Source organism: Ignavibacteriales bacterium, assembly GCA_016709155.1.
Taxonomy (GTDB): domain Bacteria; phylum Bacteroidota; class Ignavibacteria; order Ignavibacteriales; family Ignavibacteriaceae; genus JADJEI01.
In genome coordinates, this window is the sequence record JADJEI010000001.1 from 1987449 (window position 1) to 2013615 (window position 26167).

General features: G+C 36.8%; 20 protein-coding genes and 2 pseudogenes. 8 read left to right on the forward strand and 14 right to left on the reverse strand.

The features are described 5' to 3' along the window. Positions 1 to 2: 2 nt before the first annotated feature. Genes IPH11_09420 through IPH11_09435 form a run of 4 tightly spaced genes read right to left on the reverse strand, consistent with a single transcriptional unit; the run spans position 3 to position 2591 of the window. A complete protein-coding gene (locus IPH11_09420; GenBank protein ID MBK6913863.1) occupies positions 3 to 953 on the reverse strand; it encodes a 1-aminocyclopropane-1-carboxylate deaminase/D-cysteine desulfhydrase in 951 nt (316 codons plus the stop codon). A 39-nt stretch (positions 954 to 992) separates the two neighbouring features. Next, positions 993 to 1448 (reverse strand): hypothetical protein, encoded by a 456-nt coding sequence (locus IPH11_09425; GenBank protein ID MBK6913864.1) that lies wholly within the window; start codon positions 1446 to 1448, stop codon positions 993 to 995. A gap of 12 nt (positions 1449 to 1460) precedes the next feature. Further along, positions 1461 to 1817 (reverse strand): MmcQ/YjbR family DNA-binding protein, encoded by a 357-nt coding sequence (locus IPH11_09430; GenBank protein MBK6913865.1) that lies wholly within the window; start codon positions 1815 to 1817, stop codon positions 1461 to 1463. Between the two features lie 9 nt (positions 1818 to 1826). Then, positions 1827 to 2591 carry an FKBP-type peptidyl-prolyl cis-trans isomerase gene (locus IPH11_09435; GenBank protein MBK6913866.1) on the reverse strand — a complete coding sequence of 255 codons (765 nt, stop codon included), beginning with the start codon at positions 2589 to 2591 and terminating at the stop codon, positions 1827 to 1829. An 84-nt stretch (positions 2592 to 2675) separates the two neighbouring features. Between IPH11_09435 and IPH11_09440 the strand changes: the two genes are divergently transcribed. Next, on the forward strand, positions 2676 to 4985 hold the full coding sequence (locus IPH11_09440) for a DNA polymerase II (GenBank protein MBK6913867.1): 2310 nt from the start codon (positions 2676 to 2678) through the stop codon (positions 4983 to 4985). A 526-nt stretch (positions 4986 to 5511) separates the two neighbouring features. Here IPH11_09440 and IPH11_09445 read toward each other — a convergent pair. The 5 genes from IPH11_09445 to IPH11_09465 form a co-directional block, all read right to left on the reverse strand. Further along, positions 5512 to 6495 carry a T9SS type A sorting domain-containing protein gene (locus tag IPH11_09445; GenBank protein MBK6913868.1) on the reverse strand — a complete coding sequence of 328 codons (984 nt, stop codon included), beginning with the start codon at positions 6493 to 6495 and terminating at the stop codon, positions 5512 to 5514. Positions 6496 to 7223: 728 nt separating this feature from the next. Then, a complete protein-coding gene (locus IPH11_09450; protein MBK6913869.1) occupies positions 7224 to 8909 on the reverse strand; it encodes a T9SS type A sorting domain-containing protein in 1686 nt (561 codons plus the stop codon). A 611-nt stretch (positions 8910 to 9520) separates the two neighbouring features. Beyond that, positions 9521 to 10090 carry an outer membrane beta-barrel protein gene (locus IPH11_09455; GenBank protein ID MBK6913870.1) on the reverse strand — a complete coding sequence of 190 codons (570 nt, stop codon included), beginning with the start codon at positions 10088 to 10090 and terminating at the stop codon, positions 9521 to 9523. A 35-nt stretch (positions 10091 to 10125) separates the two neighbouring features. After that, the gene (locus IPH11_09460) at positions 10126 to 10326 is read right to left on the reverse strand and encodes a hypothetical protein (protein ID MBK6913871.1); all 201 of its coding nucleotides are present in this window, start codon (positions 10324 to 10326) and stop codon (positions 10126 to 10128) included. A 143-nt stretch (positions 10327 to 10469) separates the two neighbouring features. Further along, the gene (locus IPH11_09465; protein MBK6913872.1) at positions 10470 to 12206 is read right to left on the reverse strand and encodes a sigma-54-dependent Fis family transcriptional regulator; all 1737 of its coding nucleotides are present in this window, start codon (positions 12204 to 12206) and stop codon (positions 10470 to 10472) included. 149 nt (positions 12207 to 12355) lie between these two features. Between IPH11_09465 and IPH11_09470 the strand changes: the two are divergent. The 5 genes and pseudogenes from IPH11_09470 (at position 12356) to IPH11_09490 (ending at position 16608) form a co-directional block, all read left to right on the forward strand. Continuing rightward, positions 12356 to 12968 (forward strand): annotated as a pseudogene (locus IPH11_09470) (DedA family protein). Between the two features lie 38 nt (positions 12969 to 13006). Further along, entirely contained in the window at positions 13007 to 13495 is a 489-nt protein-coding gene (locus IPH11_09475; GenBank protein MBK6913873.1) for a thioredoxin family protein, read from the forward strand. Positions 13496 to 13513: 18 nt separating this feature from the next. After that, complete coding sequence (locus tag IPH11_09480; protein MBK6913874.1) at positions 13514 to 14515, forward strand: radical SAM protein; 1002 nt, start codon at positions 13514 to 13516, stop codon at positions 14513 to 14515. Positions 14516 to 14570: 55 nt separating this feature from the next. Further along, on the forward strand, positions 14571 to 15071 hold the full coding sequence (locus tag IPH11_09485; GenBank protein MBK6913875.1) for a DUF456 domain-containing protein: 501 nt from the start codon (positions 14571 to 14573) through the stop codon (positions 15069 to 15071). A 55-nt stretch (positions 15072 to 15126) separates the two neighbouring features. Beyond that, entirely contained in the window at positions 15127 to 16608 is a 1482-nt protein-coding gene (locus tag IPH11_09490; GenBank protein ID MBK6913876.1) for a M20/M25/M40 family metallo-hydrolase, read from the forward strand. A gap of 3 nt (positions 16609 to 16611) precedes the next feature. On the opposite strand, the gene IPH11_09495 is transcribed toward IPH11_09490, so the two are convergent. Beyond that, a complete protein-coding gene (locus tag IPH11_09495; protein ID MBK6913877.1) occupies positions 16612 to 17574 on the reverse strand; it encodes a lytic transglycosylase domain-containing protein in 963 nt (320 codons plus the stop codon). A gap of 158 nt (positions 17575 to 17732) precedes the next feature. On the opposite strand from IPH11_09495, the gene IPH11_09500 reads away from it, so the two are divergent. Beyond that, a complete protein-coding gene (locus tag IPH11_09500) occupies positions 17733 to 18653 on the forward strand; it encodes a cation transporter (GenBank protein ID MBK6913878.1) in 921 nt (306 codons plus the stop codon). Positions 18654 to 18764: 111 nt separating this feature from the next. Beyond that, complete coding sequence (locus tag IPH11_09505; protein MBK6913879.1) at positions 18765 to 18971, forward strand: DUF2892 domain-containing protein; 207 nt, start codon at positions 18765 to 18767, stop codon at positions 18969 to 18971. Positions 18972 to 19730: 759 nt separating this feature from the next. Here the strand turns inward: IPH11_09505 and IPH11_09510 are convergent. From IPH11_09510 to IPH11_09525, 4 genes and pseudogenes are all read right to left on the reverse strand, one after another. After that, positions 19731 to 20198 carry a T9SS type A sorting domain-containing protein gene (locus tag IPH11_09510; protein ID MBK6913880.1) on the reverse strand — a complete coding sequence of 156 codons (468 nt, stop codon included), beginning with the start codon at positions 20196 to 20198 and terminating at the stop codon, positions 19731 to 19733. Between the two features lie 974 nt (positions 20199 to 21172). Further along, positions 21173 to 22447, reverse strand: a complete 1275-nt coding sequence (locus tag IPH11_09515; GenBank protein ID MBK6913881.1) for a PQQ-like beta-propeller repeat protein — start codon at positions 22445 to 22447, stop codon at positions 21173 to 21175. Positions 22448 to 22569: 122 nt separating this feature from the next. After that, on the reverse strand, positions 22570 to 24486 hold the full coding sequence (locus IPH11_09520) for an iron hydrogenase small subunit (protein MBK6913882.1): 1917 nt from the start codon (positions 24484 to 24486) through the stop codon (positions 22570 to 22572). After that, positions 24473 to 26165: pseudogene (locus tag IPH11_09525) on the reverse strand (NAD(P)H-dependent oxidoreductase subunit E). The gene IPH11_09520 and the pseudogene IPH11_09525 overlap by 14 nt, the downstream one beginning before the upstream one ends. Between the last annotated feature and the right edge of the window lie 2 nt (positions 26166 to 26167).

The window sequence follows — 26167 nt, forward strand, 5'->3', positions numbered from 1 at the left end:
AATCAACCTCGAACAGGGTTATAGATTTCGAACAAAGACGGATAACGCATTTTCATTCCTTTCAATCCTTGCAAGCCGCCAGTGTGTATTGCGGCAATAACAGAGTTTGTTTCGAAAAATTTTTTCCTGATCAGATCGGCTATGCCAAACAACATTTTGCCTGTATAAATTGGTTCAAGTTCAATTTTGTTTAACTTCTCAAATTCGAAAATGAATTGAGTGAGCGAACTATTAACCTTGGCATAACCTTCAAAATGATATTCTGTTTGAAGTTTCCAATTGCTAAAATATTGTCCGCTGAAGTTATAAACAAGTTCAGAAATGTCTTTATGAAGAAACAAACCGCCCTTTAAAACCGGAAATCCAATTATTTTTTTAGAATTATTCAATCCGCAAATAAGCCCGGCAAGAGTTCCGCCGGTTCCGCAGGGGGCACAAATATAATCGAAATCACTTTCAATTGATTTTACAATTTCGGAACAGCCTTTTACGGCAAGTGCATTTGATCCGCCTTCTGGAATCGGATAAAATTTGCCAAATATTTTTTTTAATGATTCGATAATTTCATCAGTATTTTTTCTTCGATAAGAATTTCGATCGAGATAGTGAAGTGTCATTCCATTTTTAGAAGCAGATTGCAGAGTAGGATTTAGCGGTTGATGTACTTCGCCTCGAATAACTCCGATAGTTTTAAACCCAAATAATTTTCCTGCGGCTGCAAGTGCATGAATATGGTTTGAATAAGCCCCCCCAAAAGAAAGTAAAGTGTCGTATCCATTTTCCCTGGCAAAGAGCAAATTGTATTTCAGCTTGTACCACTTGTTCCCGGATATTTGAGGATGGATTAAATCTAATCGCTTAAATAATATAGTCACCTCAGAGGAATCAACACCTGGAAGTTTAATTTCTTGCAGCGGCGTAATTGGATTTTCGGATAATAAATCTATCGTCATTTAGTGCGCTTAACTTTTAACCACATTGTATAAAAGAAATTAATAATTAAGCAGTTTAAATCGAAGACGCATCACTCCATTTTCATATGAAGAAGAAATAATTTTGAATTGTCCGATTTCTTCTGTTGATTTAACATGCATTCCGCTGCAAGGGCAAGAGTCATAATGACCGATTTTAATTATGCGGATTACTTCACCTGCGGTTTGCGGCAATCTTTCTAAATTAAAAATAGATTTAACTTTTTCTCTTTCAACAAATTCTTCAGTTATTAAACTATTCGATTTTATAACAGCATTTACCCGGGATTCAATTTCAGATATTTCTTCAGCAGTTAAATTTCTTTCGAAGTGATAATCGCATTTCGATTTTTTCTTTTCAATATGATTGCTGAAAGATCGTTCGCACTTAAACATTCTAACCATAGTCTGATTTAGAATGTGCTCGGCTGAATGCATTTTCGGATCATAATCTTTATTAGAAATTATTTCATCCATAAAAATTATTTTCTATAATTTTTCAAGTTTTTCTTTGTCTGCTTTTTTTAATCCGCTTACAACCAAATCATACGAATGCTTTATTAGCTCTTCGATAAACTCACGGTTTAATGAACCATCAAGCACGATTGTATTCCAGTGTGACTTATTCATATGATAACCGGGCTGAATGCAATCATACTGTTCGCGAAGTTCAACAGCCTTTTCGGGATCACATTTTAAGTTTAATTGTAAAGGAATTTTCTCAAGCGAAGCAAGCAAAAATATTTTTCCCATTACCTTGAAAGTCAAAGTTTCTTCATCGAAAGGATAATCTTCAACTACTCCTTTTAATTTTAAACAAAAGTTACGGATCAGCTCGATATTCATTTTTAATAATCATTCTTCCGCATTCAATTTTTCAAGCATCTGTTTTGCATTAGCATTGTCAGGATTTAACTCAAGCGCCTTTTCATAATACTCAATTGCCAGATCCTTATCGCCTGCAACAGAGTAAGCTTCTGCAAGGCTGTCATAAACGTTTGATGATTCAGGATATGCTTCAACATTCAGCTTGAAAATAGTAATTGCTTCATTCGCCATTCCTGATTTAAGCAGTTCATATCCCAGAGTGTTTAATTCGCTTTCATCAAAATTATATTCGTTAGAAAAATTTTCTTTCAGATAGTAATATTTTTTTACAGCATTGTCAATTCCATTTTCAAATAAAGTAATAAGCAAAGTATCGCCAAGAGCAAGCTTTGGTTCTGAAACACTTAAAAGTTCAACATCAAAAATCAAAGTTGCTTTTGGAGGAATTGGTCCGCGTCCGGTTTCGCCATATGCAAGTTGATATGGAATTATCAATGTGTATTTATCACCGACATTCATCAGAGCAATACCTTCATCCCATCCTTTGATTACTCTGCCTGCGCCAAGTATAAATTTAATCGGCTCGTCTCTTTCCACCGACGAATCGAAAACCTTTCCGTCTAAAAATTTTCCTGTATAGTGAACAGCAACTTCTTTCCCCACCTCCGCACGAACACCATCACTCTTTTGTTGAATAACATATTTTAATCCGCTGGTTGTTGTAAGTGTATCCTGTGCGCTGTTTGTTTGGTTAAAAAACAGAACTAAAAAAAATGTGATTACTAATTTCATTAAATACCATCCTTAGTTTATTTATTTTCGTTTTAAAGATAAATCATTTTTATAAATTTTAATATTCATAAGTTATACTCAAAAGTGACCGAGTTAAAAATTTTCATATTAACAGGCGAATGGATAGACACACGCGGGCAAAATGTGCTTCGTTTTGTTGGTAAATCTCCAGAGGAAAAATTACCTATCGAAGTTGTAATCACAAACAACAAGCCTGTTTTCTTTGTGGAAAATTCAAGTGAGCTTCCCAATACCAATTTGTCGTTTAATAGAAAACAATTGAGCTTTAAAACATTTTCCGGACAGTTAGTTGATGCGCTTTATTTTAATTCTCAAAATGAACTGAAGCAATTTTCGGAAAAGTGTGACGAGCAAAATATCTTAACCTATGAATCTGATGTTGATCCTGTAAAAAGATTTTTAATGGAAAAGTTTGTTAACGCTCAGATTAAACTCAGCGGAGAGTCGCAAGTCAAAGATGATGTTATTAAGTTTATCAATCCCAAAGTTGAACCTTGCGAAGTTAATCCCGATTTCACTATCTGCTCGCTCGATATTGAAACAGGAATGAAAAATAATCTTCTCTATTCAATAGCAGTTCACCTTACTTCAAAAGGTAGTGAGGAAAAAAAAGTTTTCATGATTGGTGATCAATCTAAAAGGAAACCTGCTCACATTTTATTTTACGAAGACGAAAAAATTCTTCTGACAGAATTTCTTAATTGGTTCAGAAATGCCGATCCCGATATTATTATTGGCTGGCACGTTATCGGTTTTGATCTTTTATTCATAGAAAATAAATGCAAAGAAAATTTTATTCCTTTCGATATTGCACGCTGCAAAGGCAAAGCTGTGATACGCAAAAGAAAGGCTGGGGGATATTTTGCTTCCGTCACAGGAAGAATTATTATTGATGGACCTCCTACCTTGCGGGCTTCGTTTTTCAATTTTGAAGATTACAAACTCGAAACCGTTGCGCAGGAAATTTTAAAAGAAGGGAAAACTATTACTCCCGATCAAAATAAAGTAGCTGAAATTGAAAGGTTGTTCAAAGAAGACAAACTAACACTTGCAGAATACAACCTTAACGACTGCATGCTTGTTACAAATATTTTTCAACAAACAGGATTGATTGAACTGAGCATCAAGCGTGCACAGCTTTCCGGGCTTTTAATGGATCAATTGGGAATGATGACTCAGGCATTCGATCATTTTTATTTGCCGCATTTGCATCGTGCAGGATATGTTGCCCCGAATGTAAAGGATTTGCAAACATCAGATCACGCTGCCGGCGGTTATGTGCTTGACCCCACCCCGGGAATTTATGAAAATGTAGTTGTGCTTGATTTTAAAAGCCTGTACCCTTCAATAATCCTTACATTCAAAATTGATCCGCTTAGCAGATTGCTTTCTGATATTGACACTATCGAAACGCCAAACAGAATAAAATTTTCTTCAACAAAATATTTGCTTCCTCAATTTATTGAACAGCTAATGAAGCAGAGAACTTTTGCGAAGAAAAAAAATGATGCACAGCTTTCGCAGGCAATAAAAATTTTAATGAATAGTTTTTACGGGGTAATGGGTTCTTACGGCTGCCGCTTCTACCACCCCGATTTGCCAACCGCAATCACAGGGACGGGGCAGTATCTGTTGCTCCAGAGTAAAAAATTTCTTGAACAAAATGATTACAAAGTGGTCTATGGCGATACAGATTCTTTGTTTGTCAAACTAAAAAACAACGAAGGTGATGAGGGTGAAGCAAGCGGAAAAAAGATTACAACTCTTCTTAACAAATTCTGGAAGCAAAAACTAAAGGACGAATTTAATGTTGAATCCCATCTTGAAATAGAATATGAAAAATTCTATAAAAAATTTATTATCACACCCGCAAGAGGCAGTGAAGCCGGCGCAAAAAAAAGATATGCCGGGCTAATTGAAAAAAATGGTAATCAGCAAGTTGATTTTGTCGGCTTAGAATCTGTGCGTTCGGATTGGACACGACTTGCAAAGGATTTTCAACTTGAACTTTACAATCGTGTTTTCAATAATATTGAAATTGAAAATTGGCTTAGAGAAATTGTTCAGAAAGTTTACACCGGCGAGTATGATACCAAACTTGTTTACAGGAAACGTTTAAGAAAAGATGTTGTGGATTACACAAAAAACATTCCGCAGCATGTACGAGCCGCACGCCTGATTGATCAAAGCAGCGGAACGGTTTATTATGTTATAACTAAAAGAGGTCCGGTACCGATAGAACTAAAGCACACCGATATTGATTATCAGCACTACATCGAAAAACAATTAAAGCCGATCGCTGATTCAATACTTTCGTTACTCGGTAAATCATTCGACAATATTGTGCAGTCAGGTCAGCTTAGTTTCTTTTGATAAAATAAAAAGTCCCGCTTTGTTGGCGGGACTTTTTTTCATTTAATTATTTACAGGCAGGGGTGTAAACACACAATTAGAACATAGATATTATACAACAATCGCTGCATTTACGACAAGCCATGGCGCCCCCGCGAACCGTGAGGGTACGCTGGCGATCCGGCATGGCACGCTCACGAATCGTGAGGGCACATTTTTGAATCGGCATGGCACCCTCACGCTCTGTAAATGCACATTTTAAAGCTGTATAACACATTCACGCACCGTGAGCGTACATTTTCGGACCTCCATGGCACGCTCACGCACCGTGAGGGCACATTTTGGGACCTGCAGGGCGCCCTCAGCCATTTAAAATGCACGTGTGAGCATTTAAAATGTGCGAAAATGAGCGATTTCAGAGGTTTAAGGCGATTTTAGGGGGAATTATTGTGGGAGTAAACGGTTAGAGAGTAGAAAAATTTGCAAATAAGAAAAACCTCCGATAGCATTGCCATCGGAGGTTTAAGAACAAGGATTTTATCCTGAATTACTTTATTAAAAGCATCTGCTTAGATTCATTGAAAAGAATTTTTCCATCCTTCATTGCAGAGATTCTGTAAATGTAAACACCACTTGAAAGGCTGCTTGCTTCAAATGTCTTTTCGAAGTTTCCTGTTTCGAGTTCTTCGTTTACGAGTTCAACCACTTCTCTTCCTAGCATATCGTAAACTTTAAGTGTTACAAAACTCTTTTCAGGAATCGAGAAAGTTATTGTTGTGGTTGGATTGAAAGGGTTGGGATAGTTTCCTGAAAGTTCGAAAGACTTTGAATTATCCCCAGCCGATATTTTATTTAATCCATAATAACTGAAGCTTACTTCTTCAGTGTACCCTGATAAATGATTGCCCCAATCCTTTGTTTGAACTTTATATTTAACTGTACCATTAGCGAGCAAGCCAATCTGTACACCATTATCAACATAATAATTGTTAGTCGTTGTGGTGTACAGTACCCAGGGATTGCTATCTAACTTTCGCCATACTTCAAAATATTGAATATCTGGTTCAAGTTGATCCCAGGTTATTTTTGGATGGTTTTGATACACAACACCTGTAAAGTTTGTTGGAATTATGGGAGTGGCATCAAACTGTTTATACTGCAATACACTAAGATTAGTTGTTTTCCAAATTACAAACAAATCATTTGAAACAGCATTAAAGCCAAAGCGAGCATTATCTTGTAAATTATCTGTAGTTATTGTAGTCGGTGAGCTAAATGATGTTCCATCAAAGTATTGATATTTTAAATATGGACTATCATCATAAGCGAAATTCAAATTATTATTCACAGAAACAGCGGTACCTAATCCAGATGTAATTTCGACTTTATCCAAATTAAGACTAGTACTTGTATATGAATTATCGTCAAAATTTCTGTAGCTCAATTTTAAATCGTAATGTGCATTTGGAGAAGTCTGATATAACAAATAAAATGCATATAGTTTATTATCTCTTATAATTACTTTTTGCATCCCTGTGTTATAAGATATTGTATGAAAAAAATTCCAAATACCATTTATTCTGTCCCGATCAGCAGAATGACCAAAGTGATTAATATTGGGGTTCTGTTGATCTGTTAATGTATAACCAACAAAGACTCTTTGTGGTGCAAATGCAATTGATGGGAATCCTCCTAGTTCGAGCCCAAAATCAGTAACTTGTTTCCAATCTCCTGGCCGTAACTGGTCAAATAATGTGTAGCTAATATAGTAAGTCTCGTAATATCCCTGATCATCATCCGCAGTTGCCCAGGTTATATGAAGACCATATGTTGGATCGAAATCCGTATCTATTCCATTACAGGTATTTCCAGAAGTGTTTTGTGATTGAGCTGTTTGTGTCCATGTATTACCAAAATCATAAGAATATTTTGTAACAATAGAACTCCCTGATAAATAGGTAATATAAAGTCTTTCGTTACTTCCAGTTATACTGGGAAATTGTCCATCCGTTGTTATTGTTTTTGGAAATCCGGAGAAGACATTTCCTTTTGAGTCAACCTTATAGACACGCACGTCATTGTATATATCTACCACTGTTAAATATATTGCTTTATTATTTGTGAACATATCCATCATAACTAAATTGGTTTCGACAATACCGGGTATCGGGATTTGATCTCCCCAGCCTTGTGAGAACAATTTTAATGACGTTAATAAGAGAATTACATATAATTTTTTCATTTTAAAACCTTTATTTTTTATTTCAACAAAATTGTCTTGATAGCTGAAATACTACCTCCTGAATTTAATATGATAAAATATAAACCCGAAGGAAGATATTTACTTTGTTTATTTTTGCCTTCCCAGTTTAATTCATACGAACCGGGAGAAAGAAATTTATCCAACAATGTGTTCACTTCTTCGCCAAGTGAATTATAAATTTTGATTGTAACTTCTACACTTTCAACAACACCAAATCTTATAACAGTGCTTATGTTAAAAGGGTTTGGGTAGTTTACCAGATACATTGAAGATGTTTGTATTTTATCAGCACCAACAGAAGTAAGTGTGTCATCTGATGCTATATAAATTTCGGTATAATCCGTTCGCGGGTTATACTTAAAGAATGAAATCAGCAATTCATTTTTATGGCTTATTCCTAAAGGATACATAACAGCATTCTGGAAAAAAAACTCTTCGTTTATCTTTTTTAAATAATAAACGGAATAATTATGATTGTTTTGTGATCCGGTGAATTTTAAAATAATAACATACCCGAAAACAGTGATGACAATTTCTTCGGTACCATCTTCATCAATATCAATTGATTGGAGATTTCCCGCATTAAAGGACACAACTCCATAAAGGTCGACGATTCCAACTGCTTGATATTCATTATCTCCTGAAGCTTCAAAGATTGTAATAGTCGTAATACCAAGAGACGTGTGACCCATTACCCAAAATTCTGGTTTCCCATTTTTATCAATATCGTTGGTTTGTGTATGAAAATAAGCATTAAAAGTGTTTACACTTCCAGACCAGGTTGTATCGTAGGTATTGTCATCACTATTCTCTATAACCAGAATTTTACCGAACAGATCTCCCGCAACTAATTCAGTCTTTCTATCCTGATCAAAATCTCCGATACCGTATCCAAGAAGATTCGTATAGTTTGGCCATTGATAGGTTAGGTTATAAACTGTATCGAAATTGACTTTTTGTGGATTATATTCAACAATCCATATCTCACCCTGTGAATATACCATATCAGTCAACGAGTCCCCATCAAAGTCTCCCAAGAAAGATTGATCGGTTGAGCCAAAAGATCTAAATGTAAAAAGTAAATCTACAGCTAAGGAATCCTTTTTTGGTTTCGAGTAAAATCTTAACTTATGCTCAGAAAAATTATCACTTATTATCGCTACTTCAGTATTGCCATCACGATTAATATCATATACGTTTTCCACGATGTAGTTGCTTTCTGGATAATTATAAATTATTTCAAAGTAATCTGCTTCATTTTTCTCAAATACTACAGTCGGATAAAATGTATCATCAATATATTGGAATCCGTAAAGCTCTTGTAAACCATTCCTATTAACATCACCTGATTTAATAGATTTATACTCAAAATTAGTCAAGTATAATTGCTGCCAAAACCTGTACTTCCAGAAAAAAGGGATAGTATCGGTATTGGGGATATCAATTACTGTGTAACCAATTCCTTCAGGTATTTTCCTATCAGTGTATGGTGCTATGTTTTCTAATCGTTCCGTTCCATCCGGGTAAGTAACTTTAATAATTCCATCCCTTACCTGTTCAACAGATAATTCAGGATAATCAATTTTTATTTTACTTACAACCGAGTCAGTAAATGACTGACCAGGAATCACGCTTTGAATAACAAGTAGTAATAATAACATCAGCTTATTTTTATGTAACATCGAATCACCTTAAAATAAATTTGGCGAAGAAAGAAAATTGTTGGATGAAAGAAATGAGCTTTTTAAGCTATGTAAAACCAGTTGGATAAAAAAGTGGAATGTATAAATTATAATTAGGGTTGAAAGAAATAATTTGTATGATTGTATTGCTTGGAAGAGAACAAACAGAGGCTTCATACAAAAATGTGAGAGCATATAATAATATTTCCAATCTCATTTCTCTCCTCGCAATGCAGAGAGAGAGAGAGCTAAATATCGTGCCAAACTATTTTTAACTTTGGCTGTCAAAAAGATTTTACTCCTATAATTATTCCTTCGGGCATTAACGTAAGTAAAAAATATTTTAAAGTAAAGATATTTTTTAAATATAGATTTAAAATAAAACTCTCCCTGCTCAAGCATTCCAAAACAGTAAAAGTAATTTTCAATCAGCCAAATGGATTTGGGTTGGGTGGGGGTTTTCCCCATTCTTTTAAATCAAAAAAAAAAAAAAAAAAAAACCCCCGCCACCCGTTAACCAACGGATCAGGATGTTTTATTGGTTACCATAAATGTTTTAAAATAAAAAAAGCGGCGCATAAAAACGCCGCTTAATAAAAGGTCAATAAGAATTAAAGTGCAATAGCTACACCGGCATTTATACCGATATAACTGGAAGAAGAATTGGTAGTACTTATATTATCAAAACCAGCATTAACGTCAAGATTCATTTTGTCACTTAACTGATAGAGAAATCCCAATCCTGCGCCAAATCCAAAGAAGGAATCAGAGGCAGAAACAGTTCCACCGCCAACAGTAATTCCGCCGACTGTATAGGAAGGAACATCAACCTCGCTGGAGACGAAGTGCATTCCGAGTTGAGCAAATCCGTAAGGCATAAACTTACCGCCGCCGCCAAACATATATCTTGCACCAACAAGAACAGGAATTGAACTGAAAGTAGCTCCATCTAATGCATCTTTGCCGCTCCAGGTAAGATAACCAGCACTGCCGGTGACAGCAAGGTTGGGGTTAACCATATACATATAAGTAACAGTTCCGCCAAAACCTAAACCATATCCATCACCAAAATCGCCCATTGGAAGAGCGAATGTGCCCTGAATACCGACTTTACTTTGTGCATTTATGCTTAAGCTAAATGCAAGAACAAAAAGAACAAGAACAGTGGACAAGTTTTTCATTTTTTACTCCTTTGTTTATAAATGATTGATTACAATTATTTTTCCCTCTCAGGAAAAACAAAATCTAATATTGATGCTTTACTAAGAACAAATTCAAATTTAATGTGCCGGCTTAATTGAGATGCTGTTTCTTTATCGCTTGCTGTGATAATATTATATCCTTCGCGGGTAAGGATCTCTCTCAGTTTCCGAAGCTCTTTGGTATCGTCGTCCATTACAAGTATAGAGTTTTTCATATCGTTTTTTTAACGAGTTGTTACCAAACAGAATGCCAATGAACAATCAACTATTACACACGTAATATTTCAAAAGAACGGACAAAACTTACTATGTCCGACAGACCGAAGCAAATTATTGTCGGAAATAAACGACAAAAAATCTAAGTATCTATTCCGAGTTGTGTAAGCAGTTTGTAAAAATGAGTACGGTTGATGCCTAATAGTTGAGCGGCTTCTGCTTTGGTCTTTACGCGGCGAAGCGTTCGAATAATGAACATTCTTCTGAATTCTGTTTCGGCGTCTAATAGTGTTTTGCCGTCTTCAATTCGCTCTTCCAATTCGGTTTTATCAATCAACTCAGGTGGGAGATCGGACGGTTCAATCATATCACTTTTGGCTAAGACAACACATCTTAGAATAACATTTTCGAGTTCACGAATATTTCCGGGCCAATTATATTCCTCAAGAATTTGAAGTGCTTCTTCCGAAATGGAAAAAGTCTTTCCACCTTGCGTATGTTTTTTTAGGAAAAAGTTTGACAGCTCGAAAATATCTTCTTTTCTTTCACGAAGAGGGGGCAGTGTAAGTTCGATGACTTTCAATCGGTAATAAAGATCTTCTCTAAACCGACCTTTCGAAATCATTTCGGAAATATTTTTATTAGTTGCACAGAGAATTCTTACGTCAATTTTTTTTGTTTGAACTGACCCCAGCCTTTCAAGTTCTTTAGTTTGAATAATGCGTAAAAGTTTCGCCTGAAGATTTATGCTCATCTCTCCTATCTCATCAAAAAAGATTGTACCGCCATCAGCGATTTCCAATTTGCCGGGTTTAGATTTTGTTGCGCCGGTGAATGCACCGCTTTCATAACCGAACAATTCCGATTCAAGCAGATCAGCAGGGATTGAGCTGCAATCAATGGTGACAAATGGTTTATCTTTTCTACGGCTGTTTTCGTGAATAGCACGCGCAAGCAAATCTTTTCCAGTTCCATTTTCGCCAAGAATAATGACAGAAGCATCGGTGGGGGAAATCTTTGCAGCAATTTTTAGAAGTTCAAATAATTTTTTATTTGAACCAATTATTTTTTCACACTTAAATTCTTTCCTGAAGTCTTCAAAGTTTTGCACGGCATCTGTTAAAAGTTTCTTTTCCAAAGAAGAAATTTCCATAGAGACTTGCAGCCCTCTTATAATTTGCTTAGCAAATGACAGCAGATAAAGCAAATCTGAATGAGTGAAAGGATTTTCTTTCTTCCTTCGATCAAGATACACTGCCCCCAAAGTTTTTGAGCCGGCGATTAATGGTACGCAAAGGACAGCAGAAATTCCAAGTTTTATCACACTTGATTTTCCGGCAAGCTCATCATCTTCGGATGTCTTATCAATTCTTACAGGCGAAGAAATTTGTAATGTATTCTTTACTACAGTTGAGCTGAGATTTAGCGCTTCCGGATTTTCTTGCGGGTTCATATTTTTTGCAAAGACTGATTCTATGCTGCCAAAATCATCAGTCAAAATTATAAATCCTGAATCAGCTATTAACTCCTTTACAACAGTTTCAATTGCTGATTCCATTAGTGCTTTCATTTCTGTTTCGGAAGAAAAAACAATGCCTGTAGAATAAAGTACCTGAAGTTTTCGGTTTTCTTCTTTTAAATTTTCGAGATGCCTAAGAATTTTTTCGTTCTGATTAAGAAAGGAATTCAGTTCGTTCGTAAAAAATTGATTGGATTCAAGAATCAATTTAAATAGCTTATCAATTTTTGAGTTAAGTTCAGACGAATCTGCTGTTGTTTTTATCTTATCAGAAATTTCGAGAAAAGCTTTTGATATCGTGCCAAAGTTTTCGGTTTGTCTTTGTTGGAAATTTTGTTTTAAGTCAGAATTACTAATCATTTGGCTCTGTACATTACATTAATTATTACGGTTGAAAAATTACTAAAGTCTGCGCCTTAATTAAAGAGTGAAATAGTATTTTCAATAATTTTTTTCAGCTAAGATTCCGCGAAAAATGCTAAGTTTACATTTCAATAAAATTAGGTGACATGAAATATTTACGAAAACTTTACGATTGGGTGCTTCACTGGGCGGAAACACCTTACGGCGCGATTGCACTTTTTATATTAGCTTTTGCTGAGTCATCTTTCTTCCCCATCCCTCCTGATGCACTGCTTATAGCGCTTGTGCTTGGTGCAAGAAGCAAAGCATTTAAATTTGCATCTACCTGTACAATTGCTTCGGTAACAGGCGCGCTTACCGGTTACGCAATCGGACATTTTCTGTGGTGGTCATCGCCAAATGAATTTTCGGGAATCGCGATTTTCTTTTTTAATAACATTCCCTCTTTTACTCAACAGTCTTTTTTGAAATACAAAAATGTATTCGCAATATGATTTCTGGATTGTATTCACGGCAGGTTTTACACCCATTCCTTATAAATTGATTACAATTTCTTCAGGTGCATTTAACATTAGCTTGCCAATGTTTGTAATTGCTTCCGTGATAAGTAGAGGGGCAAGATTTTTTCTTGTAGCATTTTTAATCTGGAAATTCGGTCCGCAGATTAAAACTTTTATTGATAAATATTTTAACTGGCTCGCGATTGCTTTTACAGTTTTGTTGATCGGCGGCTTTGTTGTGATAGATTATTTTTTATAGAATTTTTATAATAATTTTTTTAATATAATGGAGAAAAAATGAATACCGGTTACATTTCAAAAGTTGCAGCATTCATATTTGTGCTTACCATTTCGATATTTTCGCAGACAGAAAATCCTTCTGTATCGTTAGATAATTTCGATCCGCAAAGAGATCCTTCAACAGATTTGAAACTTGCGGTGAATTTTGCTGAGCCAAATAATAAAAGAATAATACTTGATGTTGGCGGTGAGTGGTGTATCTGGTGCCATCGGTTAGATGCGTTTATTCAAAGTCATGAGCGAATTAAAAATTTAATTGATCAAAATTTTGTTTGGGTGAAAATAAATTACAGCAAAGAAAACAAGAATGAAAAATTTCTTTCCGCGTATCCTGAAATCCCCGGCTTCCCTCATTTATTTGTGCTTGAGCAGGGCGGAGCGTTTTTGCATTCACAAGACACCGGAGTTTTAGAGCAGGATAAAGATTACAGCGAAGAAAAAATTCTTACGTTCCTGAACGAATGGCTGCCAAACAGAGAAAAATAGTTTTCGAGTAATACGAAAATGAATTTTGTGCCATCATACTTAAAGCTAATTTCTTCAAGCGAGTTTGAAAGTCGCATTTCTGCTGCGGATGCAATCCTAAAAAACTGCACAAGCTGTCCGCGCAATTGTTATGTTGATAGAACTAACGGTGAATTAGGAACCTGCCAAAGCGGCGATCAACCGATTGTTTCATCCTACACCCCCCATTTCGGTGAGGAACCTGTTTTATCCGGAACAAGGGGGGCGGGAAATATATTCTTTGGAAACTGCAATTTGCGATGCGACTATTGTCAAAACTTTGTGATCAGTCAAAACCCAAATGTCGAAAGTAAAAATCAAACATCGGTTGAACGGCTTGCCGGGATCATGATTGAGCTGCAAAATAAAAGTTGCCACAACATTGGTTTGGTTTCTCCGACTCACTTTGCTGTGCCGATATTAAAAGCTATTTATCTGGCTGTAAAACAAGGGTTGAACCTGCCTATCATCTATAATACAAATGGATACGATTCTGTTGAAGTATTAAAATTATATAAGGATGTGGTTGATATTTATCTTCCCGACTTCAAGTACGGCACAGATGAAAACGGAAGACGATATTCTAAGGCTCCGGATTATTTTGAAAAAACAAAAGCAGCAATTGCTGAAATGTATAATCAAGTTGGCAGTGAATTGGTTTACAAGGATGGTGTAATTGTGCGCGGATTAATAATTCGTCATCTCGTTCTGCCCAACGGTTTATCGGAATCTGAGGAAGTATTTAAGTTTATTAGTTCGCTTGATCCGAAAATCCATGTTTCGCTTATGTCACAATACTTTCCTGTAAACCGTGCTTCAAAAAATATTTTGCTAAATAGATGCATCAGTCAAACGGAATACTATCGCGCAGTTGAGCTGCTTAATAAATATGGTTTAGAGAATGGCTGGATGCAGGAAATAGAAAGCAATGATTTCTACCGCCCATTCTTCGATGAAGATAGAATTGATCCTTTTAAGAATGAAATATTAATTAAGCAATAAAAATTTCATCAGCAAAACCACAGCAGCATTTTTATTAAAATAATTTATTGAAACAATGTTAGAAATAATTTTAGTTACGCTTGGAATCATTCTGACCATAGCCGGAATTATTGGCTGTATTGTGCCTGGATTACCCGGACCGCCGCTAAATTTTATCGCATTAATTTTTGTGAAATTAACTTACCCTGATTCAATAAGCTGGCTTTTAATTTTGGTCTTTGCAGTTCTCACTATTGCGATAACAATCTTTGATTATGTTGTTCCAACTTACGGCGCAAAATATTTCGGAGTTTCTAAATCTGGTATTTGGGGTTCCGTAATAGGTATGATCGCCGGAATATTTTTCTTTCCGCCATTTGGAATGTTTATCGGAATAATTGCCGGTGCTGCTGCAGGTGAATTAATTGGCGGTAAAAGTCATTGGCAGGCAATGAAAGCTGGCACGGCAACTTTCTTTCTAAATCTATTTATGATGGGACTAAAATTAATTCTTTCAATAATAATGTCTTTAGTCTTTTTCTTTGTTATGGCTGATCCATTTTTTAAGTTTAGTTGAAACGAATTTAAAACAATGCAGCAGTGCAAATAATTTAATAATCGAAGTCAAAAACATGAAAAATATATTAATAACTCTTTCGCTGATTCTAATTTTAAGTAACACGATTCAAAGTCAGGATGATTTTTCTTCATTGCAGAATCTGATTAAAAAAGAAAACCTTCTCAACACAGTCACTTTGCTTTCTTCAAAAGAATTTGACGGCAGATTAGCCGGAAGCGAAGGGTACAATCGTGCATCTGAATTTATGGCTGGTGAATTTTCTAAACTTGGGCTAAAACCTTTAGGAAGCGATTCATATTTTCAGCATTTAACTGTTGAGTATAATAAAATAGATACTCCTGTTGTATTTAATTTGTGGCAGGATGGGGTTGTTAAACAATATGAACTTGGAAAGGATTTTATTTTCAGGGGATTCTCCGGGTCTGGCAATCTTAAATCAAAAGTGGTTTTTTGCGGCTACGGCATTACGGATAAGGAATCCGGCTACGATGACTATAAAGAGATAAATGTAAAAGGAAAAATCGTTATCGTTTTCAAACAAAGTCCTCACTGGACAATTGACAATAAAGGCTGGGTTAAAACTCTCCCGAGAGAAAAATCAATTGTAGCTGCTAATCACGGCGCAAAAGGAATTTTGTTTGTCTCGCTTCCTAATGACGATAAACCCCAACCTCTGATTGGAAGTATTCTTCATGGGGAAGGCGAACAGCTATTAGATTTTCCGCAGCTTCAAATCAGTATTGAAACCGCTGATGAATTGCTGGCTGGAACTGGCTATACACTTCATGAAGTTCAGAGTAAAATTGATTCGCTCCAAAAACCTTTCTCATTCAATCTGCATTCAAAAGTACAGGTTGAGGTGACAGCTTACTATAATAAATCCGCACGTACTCAAAACGTAATAGGAATGATTGAAGGGACTGATTCATTGCTTCGGAATGAATTTATTGTTATTGGCGGACATTTAGATCACGTTGGCTCGCAGGGTAATTTGGTTTTATTTCCGGGCGCAAATGACAATGCTTCAGGTTCAGCGGGCGTTCTTGAAATTGCCCGTGCATTTGCAAACGGGAAAATCAAAACAAAGCGCTCTGTTATTTTTGTTTTATTTGCAAGTGAAGAGCAGGGATTATTCGGCTCGAAATTTTTTGTGGATAATCCGCCGGTTCCATTAAAAAACATTACAGCTATGTTGAATCTTGATTGTGTTGGCTACGGTGACAGCATTCAAGTCGGTAATGGAAAAAGCTCCCCCAACCTTTGGCAGATTGCCCGCGGATTAGACAAAGATTTTACGAAGATGATGATTGAAAACACATGGAACGGGGGCGGTGCCGATGCTGCTCCGTTTCACGAAAAGGGAATTCCTGCTTTATACTTTGTCACTAAGAACAGTTACGCTCATTTGCATTTACCAACTGATAAGGTTGAAACTTTAAATGGCGATCTTTATGAACGAACTGTCAACCTTGCTTTTCTAACAGCAGTTAAAGTTGCAAATGGAGTTTATAAAAGAGAGACTGTTCAACCGTAACCTTTATTCACGTATTAAATTAATGCTTCCTTCTTCGGGAAGTTTGATATAATAAGTTTTCCCGATTTTATTCGAAAGAGAAATATCTCTGAGCCATGGGTTGTAATACTTAAGTGTTTTATAATTAATATTTTGTGCAAAAGCAAACTCAGCTAAATCGGAGATAGAGGTATCAACAGTAATAGTTTTAAATTTTAGCGGCTGATAAATTTCTGAATCATTTAAATCGTAGCCATAATCAGTCGGTGATTTAAGTATTTCTTTGATGGCAACAATTCGGGCGATGTATCGTGAAGTTTCTTCTCCAAGCACGAGATTAAAATAGTTGTTTGTTTTTTGCCGTCCCCTTTGTTTTTCAACTCCATTCATTCCCATATTGTATGAAGCTGCTGCCATTGTCCAGCTTCCAAATTGTAAGTAAGCATCTTTCAAATAAGCGCAAGCGGCTTCGGTTGATTTTTCAACGTTGTATCTTTCATCAACCACGTCGTTAATTTCTAAGCCGTATTTTTTCCCGGTCTCTTCGATGAATTGCCAAAAGCCTTTTGCCCCGGCTGGTGAAACTGCATTATCAAGATTACTTTCTGCTACACATAAATATTTAAAGTCATCAGGAATTCCATTTCGTTTTAGAATCGGTTCGATAACGGGGAACCATCTGCCAGCACGTTTAATTGACATAATGGTTGCTGAGTGCAGATAGGTGTTTACAATCAGTTCCCGCTCTATTCTTTCTTTCACTTCAAAATTATCAAGCGGAATTTTCTCCCCGGCAAAATCAAGATTTGCTGGAACTTCGGGCGATACGATTCGATACTTTTGCGGAAACTCTTCTATATTTTTTACAACTTTTCCATCTGTAAAAAAGAAGGATAGAAATAAAAATAGAATAAACAGTGTTGCAGTAATGCCTAAGCTGAAATACAAAGATTTCGAAGCAGGCTTAAAAAATTGGTTTAATCTCATAGCATCATTTCCTTTCGATTATCTGTTTGCTTATTGTATAATGATAATTACATACTCAATTTAATTTTTCAGAGCGGTTTTTCAATTAATTCTTTTTAAGATTTTTATATAAATAAAAAAATCATTCTCTATTTTTGGCTAACTATTAATCTAAATTGATGAAACGACAATCACGGCTAAATTCTCAAAGCATTGCTTCCGCATCCAGGGGAACTAAATCTACCCTCATAGGAATTTTTGTAAGCATCGTGCTTGTTATTGTAAAAGGTACCGCCGGCATTATTGGGAATTCCTACGCATTAGTGGCTGATGCAATTGAATCAAGTTCTGATATTGTCACTTCGCTAATTGTAATTATTGGATTAAAGATTGCTTCTAAACCTGCCGATCAGGATCATCCGTATGGGCATGGCAAAGCTGAACCACTCGCGGCTGTTGCCGTTGCTTCGGGACTTTTTGTTGCTGCGATAATTATTGTAATTCAAAGCATCCACGAAATTATTACTCCCCACCATGCACCGGCTCCATTCACACTTATTGTTTTAGTTGCTGTTGTTATTGTTAAAGAATCTCTTTTCAGATATGTGATAAAAGTCGGTGACAGTGTTGAAAGTATCGCAGTTAAAAATGATGCATGGCACCACAGAAGCGATGCACTCACTTCAGCGGCGGCGTTCATCGGAATTTCTATTGCATTAATTGGCGGAGCAGGTTATGAAGAAGCTGATGACTATGCGGCACTTTTTGCGTCGGGAATTATACTATTTAATGCATATAGACTTTGGAAACCGGCACTTCTTGAAATAATGGATACAGCACCATCAGCAGAAAAAATAATCAAAGTCCGTGAAGCCGCTGTTAAAGTTGATGGCGTTTTATCATTAGACAAATGCTTTGTCCGCAAAATGGGATTTGAATATTATGTAGATATTCACGTAATCGTTGACGGCAATAAAACAGTCTTTGAAGGTCACGAAATTGCTCACAAAGTAAAAGATTCTTTGATCGAAGCTTATCCGAATATTTCAGATGTGCTTGTTCATATTGAGCCTTTCCGGGAAAAACATAAAACCGATTGAAAGTTACTATAATAATAATTTGTCTTCATGCCGTCTTTTGGTGAAACTAAAATGACTAAGTTAGCATCATACAAACAGACTATTTATTAATTAAAATAAAGGGAATGCAAAATGAAAGCGAACATTGGAAGTGCTGATAAAATCATCAGGATTATTCTTGGTGTGGTAATAATTGCACTTGGGTTTTATTATCAAACATGGTGGGGTGCAGTTGGTTTAGTGCCCTTGCTTACAGCCTCTATGAATTTCTGCCCTGCATACAATTTGATTGGAGTATCTACCAAGAAAAAAGTTGATACAGAAAAACTTAAAGTTTAGTTTGAATATGACTGCCCGCCTCACGAGGTGATTTCAACAAATGGCAGCCATGAAAAGCTAAGAAATAAAAAGTCCCGCTTTGTTAGCGGGACTTTTTTTGAAGCAGGCAGAAAACTATCCAACTGTTATTGTGAAAACACGGCAGAGACAACCAGAGCCTCAAACTGCTTAGGCAATTCTATAAATTAATGATTATTAATTCAACGGACTTTTCCGTACGGTCAAAAATTTCCCCTTTAATATTTGATCTTCTTTAAGAAAAGTATTGATCAGCTTAGTATAAATGAAATCCGGTGTACAGCGGATTGCATCAGGAATACGCCGGATGTCGCCAGAATGCGCCGGACGTTATCGGGGGTATTGCTGATTTCACCGGGGATACCGCTGATGACGCCAGGAGTACCGCGGATGTCATCGGGCGTACCGCTAGTGACGCCGGGATGCGCCGGATTCCAAACGGAGTACGCCGGATTGCGCGCGGGATACCCCACTTTTTAACAGGAGTACGCTCGGCGATACCGGGGATACCGCAGGTGATTCCCGGGGTATTGCGGATACTTTCCGGTGTACCGCCGATGGCTCACGGCGCACCGCGGATCTCATCTGCTGTGCGAATTTTGGCTATTTTCTAGGTTTGGGGTGATTTTTAGAGGAAATGATTGATGGTGGGAAGGGAATATAAAGTGAATATTATTCGAATTATAAAAACCTCCAATGGCAATGCCATCGGAGGTTTATGATCAAGTGTTTTATCCTGAATTATTTTATTAAAAGCATCCGCCTGGATTCATTGAAAAAAATTTTTCCATCCTTCATTGCAGTGATTCTGTAAATGTAAATTCCACTGGCAAGGTTATTAGCATCAAATGTTTTTTCGAAGCTGCCTGTTTCGAGTTCTTCATTTACAAGTTCTGCAACTTCTCTTCCAAGCATATCATAAACTTTAAGCGTTACAAAACTCCTCTCAGGAATTGAGAAACTGATTGTTGTAGTTGGGTTGAAAGGGTTGGGGTAGTTATCTGAAAGAAAATATTTTAGTTCTGATAATTCTTCGCCTTGCTGATTTTCTTTATGAGGATTATAATCTCCTATTGCTGTCACTGTATTTGTTGGATCCTCTTGTGTACCGTTTGTTGCTGCTACATAATACTGTATGGCACTTTCTTTCACGTTAAGATTTACTTCACCATCGGTGTATGTGAATGTGTTCGTACCTACCATACCCATATAATAAAATGCTTCATCTTCAACTTTTCTATAAATTTTATAACCCGTAAGATTTTGAATTGTATTATTGGGTACCCAAACCAATTTTGGATGATTTGCGTTTTTTGTAAGAATCAGTCCGTTGCTCCAGTCAAATTCAAAATCGTACTGTTGAGAAGCAATGTTTGTCGGAGTTGATTCAATTCCATTAAAAGAAGTTACTTTGTAAGAGACTGTCGAACTTCCATCTCCAGTAAAAAGAATAGATTTGTCTTTGTAGTCAAATGTTTGATTATTAAACTCGCCTATTTTTATAAAAGATTGGTTGTCAATTTTACGATATAAATAATATTTAGAAATATTAGATTGATCCGGATTGGGGCCCCAAACGAGTTTGACTGGTATATTCAGTTCTCTGATCAATATTAAACTGTTTATCCAGTATTCGTCTAAACCAGTTGTGTTCTGTATGGAAAACGGTCTAATAATGCTAAAGTTATCAACTTGATCAATACAAATATTTGGATTTACAGTACAATCACCCCAGTACAGAACATCATCGGAATAATCAAAAGTCAAGTGAATATCCAGCCAGTCAATCAAATCCGGAATAACAAAATGAGAAGTGTTTAAGCAAAAGATGGGTGATTTACCCAAAATACTTATTTTATAAAACGATAGCGCTATCAAATTTCCAAAGTCGTCATCTCCTTCAACATCAAAATAAGTTCTTGTATAAGGCCCGGGCGCCGAAATTGTAACAACGTCGAATTCTTCATCAAGTATAAGTTCACCATGAGGATAAACATAAAAAGGATTCCATTTTGCAGGGGCGATTTTTTCAGCAGTCAAAGAAACTGTATTATTTCCTTTGTTGATAAAATGTATAATTATTTCACCCTCAGTTAATAAATCTTGGGCTAAAATTCCATTGCTAAAAATAAAACAAAAGATAAGAATCAATGCATTTAATTGACTTTTCATAAAAGTATTCCTTACTTTATACAGTAAAAATATTTACGGCTATCTGAAATTGCTCCAAAGTATAACTTATTATTCGCAATAGTTAAAGATTCATAGGCTCTTCCAATATTTGGGATTTCCCAGATGACTTGTCCCTCGCTATCTATACATTTTAGGGTACCCAACCCATCCACAAAATATACCCTTCCATCTTTATCACAGCTTATAGAAGAACCATAAAATACATTAGTAAGCCGCCATCGAAGGTTTCCATTATAATCTAGCGATATAATGTCAGGCTCATTTGCTATATAGATATTACCGTTTCTATCCATTGTTGGATTAGCCCATACAAAAAACATGTCATCATAGGCATACCGAGTTATTGAATTCTTATCCATAGATAAAAATCCGTGTAATGAATCGGCGTCACTATAAAAATATATGTTTCCTTTTGAATCAATCAGGGGGGAGTGATATATAGCGCCAGATACTTCCGAGGTTTCCCATAGGAGCAAACCAGATTTACTTATAGCACTAATTCTATTAGTTGCAATATATATGGTATTACCGTCGGGTGAGCAACTTACAGAACTAGAATTACCAGCGAATGCATCAGGCAATTCCAATTCCCATATTACACTCCCTTCCTTTGAAATTGCATATACAAGACCAAATTGAGTTATACAATAAAGATACCCCTCTTTATCAACAACCATCTTGCCCAACACAATCCCATTCAATTTTACTTTCCATATCAATTTTCCTTCAGAGTTAATCGCATATACATTTCCTCTACGGTCAGCAGTATGAATTATTCCATCTGATTTCACAATTGCCGGAGTGCTATTTTCACCAGTAGGTTCATCATCATACGGAAGTGGGAATTTCCATTTAATATTTCCTGAAAAATTGATCGCATATAAAAAACTATAAGGATATTCGACATCATTAGAGGAAACAACATAGATGGTGGAATCAAATGAATTAACTGCGGATAAAAAAGTATCATCGCTCGAGCCATATCTTGGTATTTCTATTTTCCATTCAATTATGCCTTTCGAGGGTCCGCTGAATTGACTTCGTCCTGTATTCTGCGGATCGTGGTGTTCCATAGGCCAGGGGCTATCTGCAAGGCTGGGCCAGTAAATATCCTCCTGGTAACCGGGAGGTTTTGGCGGTTCGTTTGGGGCGGTGGGGTTTTGTTCGCAGCTTGTCAGCATCACTGCAAATACAACACAAGTAAGACTAAAGATAAAATACTTTAGGGGCTGGAAGTTTTTGAACAGAAACTTTTTTGCTGTCATTTTTTTATCCCTAAATATTTTTGTTCGAAACTTAAGCACAAAGAAATGAATTGTCAACTAATAAAAAAGGCTGCCCTTTTGAGACAGCCTCTTTATTAAAGAATAAATTACTTAATTGTTATCTATGAAATAAACTTCCCCCTTTTCGTGTAGTGTGTATGAAGAAGCTTATGCGATTTATGTCCGCAAGGTCCATCGATTAAAAACATTTCGTAAATATCAGTTACGTGTCTGTTCTCGTGTGATTTTCTTGTAGGCAAAGATTCTTCTTCTTTATAGATTGCCTCAGCGCGTTTCTTTCGTATTTCCGCAGTCGTTGGTATAGGCTGTCCGCCGCCGCCAATACAGCCTCCCGGGCAAGCCATAAATTCTATGAAGTGACATTCACTGAACTTACCCCCCGCTTTAATGTTCTCCATTATTTTTTTCGCATTGGCTGTTCCGTGTGCAACTGCAATTTTAAGAGTTACACCTTTAAGCCAGTTCCAATCAGGCACAAGATGCTGAAGTAATTTTGGAACCGGACCAACTTCAGTGATAGGAAGTTCGGCGTATCGTATTCCTTCAAACCCTCGTACTACCTCGATGTTGGCATTCTTAAAGACGTTTTCAACTTTAATTCCGGTTACAAGTTCAATTACAGTCCGCAATGCAGCTTCCATCACTCCCCCTGTTGCGCCAAAGATTAATCCTGCCCCTGAAGCTTCACCGAACGGATCATCAAAATGGGAGCGGGGCATTTCGGGCAGATAGATACCGGCTTCTTTTATCATCTGTGCAAGCTCTCTTGTTGTAAGCCCGTAATCCACATCTTTGAAACCGGAGTCAGTCATCTCGGGTCTGTTGCACTCAAATTTTTTTGCCGAGCATGGCATCACGGCAACTGAAACAATATTCTTCGGATCAATACCGGTTTTTTCTGCATAGAAAGTTTTAATAAGCGCACCAAACATTTGCTGCGGTGATTTTGCAGAGCTTAAATTGGGGATATATTCGGGATAAAAATGTTCAAGATATTTTACCCACCCCGGCGAGCAGGAAGTAAACTGCGGAATAACTACGGAATTATCTTTGAGGACTAAAGCTTTATAAATGCGCAAAAGCAATTCAGTACCTTCTTCGATGATTGTTAAATCGGCAGTAAAGTTCGTATCAAACACTTTGTCAAAGCCAATCCGCCGTAATGCAGTATTCATTTCACCGGTAAATGAGTGACCGGGTTCAATTCCAAACTCTTCACCAATTGCTGCACGCGGGGAGGGAGCAGTTTGAATTACGACGTGCTTTTCAGGGTTATCTATTGCTTCCCAAATTTCATCGCGCGGATCATTTGCACGCAAGGCTCCGGTTGGACAGCGGTTAATACACTGCCCGCAGTTAATGCAGATTACATCAGCAAGCGGTTTATTAAAAAACGTGCCGATCTTTGTTGCATCACCCCGATTGATCGCCTCAAGAACTCCCACCTCCTGCAGATCAATACAAGTTCTAACACATCGTTTGCACAAAATGCATTTGTCCATATCACGAACAACGGAAAAGGAGGAATTATCAATTTTATATCTTGGGTATTCTACATGCCCAAAGTTGTAGTGATCAATTCCATATTCTTTGGCGAGTGATTGGAGTTCACAATTATTATTTCTGAAGCAGGAATAACATTCACCGCAATGTTCACTCAGCAATAGTTCAATAATGTGTTTCCTTGCTTTACGGACTGCGTTTGTTGTTGTCTTAATTTTAATTGGGGCTGTAATAGGGAAAGCACAGGACGCCTGTAGAGTTTTCATTCCTTCAATTTCGACAACGCAGATCCTGCAAACACCGGCGACACACAAATCTTCGTGGTGGCAAAGGGTGGGTATATGAATTTGATTTTGCCTGCAGGCTTCCAGGATAGTTGTCCCTAACGGCACGTGAATTTTCTTCTCATTTATCTCAACAGAGACCGTTCCGCCGATATACTCCGGATGTTCCGGGATTTCAATTACATTAGCCTTCTGGCTTATGGGTGCTCGTGACGATTTATAGTTTCCCATTATTACCTCCGTTGTCATAATTAAAAACTTCGTCCTTGAAATTTTCTAAAATTGAAATAAATGAATTCGGACTTGATTGACCGAGCCCGCATTTTGAAGCCCCCTGCATTGTCTTACCGAGTTCTTTTAGTTTATTTATATATCCAAAAGTAAATTCGCCTTTCTCAATCATTTTAACTCCTTCAAGTAACTTCTTATTTCCAATTCTGCATGGAGTGCATTGACCGCAGGACTCTTCAACAAAAAATTCCATAAAATTCTTCAACACCTTTAACATGTTTCTTGATTTGTTAAAGATTATTACCGATCCGCCGGTAGGTATGTCTTCATAGGCAAGTTTGCGATCAAACTGTGAGGAGGGGACACAGTATCCGGAAGCGCCGCCAATTTGCACAGCTTTTGTATCAATTGCTCCGACAATTTCAAGCAGCTGCTTAATTGTTGTACCCCAGGGGAGTTCATAAACACCGGGTTTTTCGCAATCACCGGAAACGGAAAACAATTTTGAACCGCTTGATTTATCTGTTCCGTGATTCTGATACCAATTACCACCCTTAAGAATAATGTGTGGAATAGTAGTGAGTGTTTCAACATTGTTCACAGCAGTTGGGTAGCCGAGGTAACCGGTATTTACCGGATAGGGGGGTCTGTTTCTTGGTTCGCCTCTTTGACCTTCGAGTGACTCTATTAGTGCAGTTTCTTCTCCGCAAATATACGCGCCGGAGCCAAGAAAAATTTTTATATCGAAATTAAAATTTTCCTTACCGCATATATTTTTACCAAGTAAATTTTCTTTCCGCAGCTCAGCCATATAATCTTCAAGCGGTTTAAGCATGTATTCATATTCACCTCTTAAATAAATAATTCCCTGCTGTGCGCCGATTGTATAGCCGGCGATTACAAGTCCATCGAAAACTAATTCAGGGTACTCAAGCAAAAGCACTCTATCCTTAAAAGTTCCGGGTTCACCTTCGTCTGCATTGCAGATAATAAATTTTTTATCAGCTTTTGCCGCAGCAACAAACATCCACTTGGTTGAAGTCGGGAAACCAGCACCACCCCGCCCTTTCAGTTTTGATTCCTTCAATTCAAATAGAATATCTTCACGATGCATTGATAGAGCCTTCCTGATGCCATCCCCTCTGTTATAGCCGGAAAATATTACTGTGCCGTTTCTTTTTTGTTTAATAGTTTCCATAGCTGCCTCATTTAACTTTACTTAAAAGTTCAACTGCTTTTTCAGGAGTCAATTTAAAAAACACCCTGTCGTTAATAGCCATTGCAGGTCCTACATCGCACAGACCAAGGCAATTAGCACATTCAACAGTAAACTTATTGTCTTTGGTTGTTTCACCAATTTTAATTCCAAGTTCTCTTTCGATTGCTTTGATTATTGCATCTTTACCTTTCATCTCGCAGGTAACAGTCTGACAAATACGTACAATATTTCTTCCTTTTGGATGAGAGTTCAAGAAGGAGTAAAAAGAAATCACACTATAAACTTCAACAGGGTGAATATCGAGCAGCCTGGCTATCTCCTGTTGTGCAAACTCGGAAATATGTCTGTGCTTTATTTGAATTTCATGGAGAATAGTAAGAAGTGAGGCTCTATTGTTTCCATGAATTACCACTAGTTTTTCTATCTCTTCAGATAGTGCATTTTTTTCTTCAATTAACATTG